This is a genomic window from Stenotrophomonas capsici (assembly GCF_034961085.1).
Classification (GTDB): Bacteria; Pseudomonadota; Gammaproteobacteria; order Xanthomonadales; family Xanthomonadaceae; genus Stenotrophomonas; species Stenotrophomonas capsici.
Genome location: NZ_JAYFUH010000158.1, coordinates 1 through 2480 on the forward strand (window position 1 = coordinate 1; position 2480 = coordinate 2480).

Below are 2480 nucleotides of genomic sequence, written 5' to 3' on the forward strand. Positions count from 1 at the left end.
GCCACGGTGTCCTCGTCCAGCTGCGACAGGCTGCCTTCCTGCGCGCGCAGGGCACCGGCGAAGTAGCGGAAGTGGTCGGCCATCAGCGGCACGTCGGCGTTGAGCGTCTCGCGGATCGGCTTGCCGTTGTCCCAGGTCTCGGCGTGGGCGATCAGCTCCAGGTTCTGCTCGATGCGGTCGGCGATGCGGTTGAGCAGGTTGGCGCGCTCGGTGGTGGAGGTCTTGCCCCACGCATCCTTGGCGGCATGCGCGGCATCCAGGGCCAGTTCGATATCCTCGGCGTTGGAGCGCGCCACCTGGGTGAACACCCTGCCGGTGACCGGGGTGATGTTGTCGAAGTACTGGCCGCTGCGCGGCGCCACCCATTGGCCGCCGATGTAGTTGCCATAGCGGGGCTTGAACAGCGACTGCGGGTCGGTGGCCATGGGCTTGGTGGACAGGACTGCGTTCATGCGTGCATCTCCGGGATCAGCAATGGGATGGACCGCGCGCGGCGGTGGTCCCTGCAAGGCGCAAGAGCAGTGCCAACTTCGCCGTGCTGCGTTGCCGCACGCGGCAAATGCCGCCGGGACGACGCCGCGGGGCGGCCGGTGTTGCGCCGCATCAGCCCCGGACGTTGCAGTGGCCACGGCACTGTGCTGTTAATCGGAACAGGCAAACGGACACCTGTCGCAATCTGCGACACAGGAGTTTCCATGGCACAGCTACCGCAACACCGCGTGGGCAACGCCCGGCGTTCGTTCTTCGAGCGGGGCACCCTGCCCGTCGGCACCGTGCCCGATGCCATCCTGCAATCGTGGCGACGTTGCCAGCGCAGCGGCCTGGCGGTCGATGCGCAGCCGCAGCTGGAACCGCTGCCCGGTGCCAACCTGCGTGAACTGCGCGAGCGCCACGAGCGCCTGTGGCACCTGGCGCGGGCCGAGCTCGATGGCCTGGCCGCGCATGCCGCCAGCACCGACAGCATCGTGCTGCTCACCGACGAATCCGGTTGGATCCTCAATGCCGAGGGCAATGCCGGTTTCCTGGACAGGGCCGGCCGCGTCGCGTTGATGCCCGGCGTGTGCTGGAGCGAAGCGGCGGTGGGCACCAATGCCATCGGCACCGCCATCGTCGAAGGACGGGCCATCGAGGTGCGCGGCGGCGAGCACTTCTTCGCACCGCACGGCATCCTCAGCTGCGCGGCCACGCCCATCCATGACCCGCATGGGCAACTGGTCGGCGTGCTGGATTTCACCGGACCGGCCAGCGTGCAGCAGATGCATGCGCTGGGCCTGGCGCGGTTGGCGGCCAATCGCATCGAGCACCGCTTCTTCGAGAACGGCATGGACAGCTGCGAGCTGCTGCGCCTGCACCACGACCGCGCGCTGCTGGGGACCGCCGGTGAAGGGGTGCTCGGTTTCCGCAATGGACGGTTGGTGGCGGCCAACGGCGTGGGCTTGCGCCTGTTCGGGCTGGAGCGTGGTGACATCGGCCGCGCCTCGTATGAGGCATTGTTCGATGCACCGCTGTCGCGCATGCGCGATGACGGCATGCTGCAGGACCGTAGTGGCCGCATCCTGCACGGCCAACTGGAGGCGTCGGCGGCGCGCGTGGCGCGTGCGCAGGCGGTATCCGTGCCGGTGCCGCAGGCGCGCCCCGCCCTGCCCTTGCCGGCGGCCGGCACGGTATTCAGTGCGGCGCAGGAACAGCAGCTGGCGCGCGCCGGCCGCGTGCTGGAGGCCGGTCTGCCGGTGTTGCTGCAGGGCGAGACCGGCACTGGCAAGGAGGTTGCGGCGCGCGCGCTGCATGCGCGTGGCAGCCGTGCCGGCAAGCCGTTCGTCGCGGTGAACTGCGCAGCGCTGCCGGAAGGATTGATCGAGGCCGAGCTGTTCGGCTACGAGGAAGGCGCCTTCACCGGCGCGCGTCGCCAGGGCAGCCCGGGCCTGCTGCGCCAGGCACAGGGCGGCGTGTTGTTCCTGGACGAGATCGGTGACATGCCACTGGCCCTGCAGCCACGCCTGCTGCGGGTGCTGCAGGACCGCGAACTGTCACCGCTGGGGGGCGGCAAGCCGGTCAAGCTGGATTTCATGCTGGTCTGCGCGACGCATTGCGACCTGCAGCAGGCGATGGATGAAGGTCGTTTCCGTTCGGACCTGTACTACCGCATCGCCGACCACGTGATGCGCTTGCCGGCGTTGCGCGAGGAAGCGGACCGTACCGCGCTGGTACAGGCGCTATGGGCGCCGTTGGCGCAACAGCGCACGTTGTCGGACCAGGCCCTGCAGAAGCTGGCGGCCTACCACTGGCCGGGCAACCTGCGGCAGCTGGTGGCCTGCCTGCGCACGTTGGTGGCGTTGAGCGAGCCGACCGCGGTGATCGCGGCGGAGGGCTTGCCGGAATATCTGCTTGTGGTGCCCCCGCCTGCCGTCGTCCCGGCCGGCGATGGCAGCCTGCAGGAGATGACGCTGGAGGTGATGCGCCAGGCGCTGGCGGCGTGCGAT

Annotated in this window: 2 protein-coding genes; one reads left to right on the plus strand and one right to left on the minus strand. The window is 69.4% G+C overall.

Annotated features, from left to right (window positions below; all coding sequences use genetic code 11):
- Nucleotides 1-452 (minus strand): aldehyde dehydrogenase family protein (locus VA603_RS10565; protein ID WP_323438793.1); only part of this gene is annotated, 452 nt, incomplete at its 3' end.
- A gap of 243 nt (nt 453-695) precedes the next feature.
- Between VA603_RS10565 and VA603_RS10570 the strand changes: the two genes are divergently transcribed.
- Nucleotides 696-2480: sigma-54-dependent Fis family transcriptional regulator (locus tag VA603_RS10570; RefSeq protein ID WP_323438794.1), on the plus strand; the 1785-nt coding region annotated here is incomplete at its 3' end.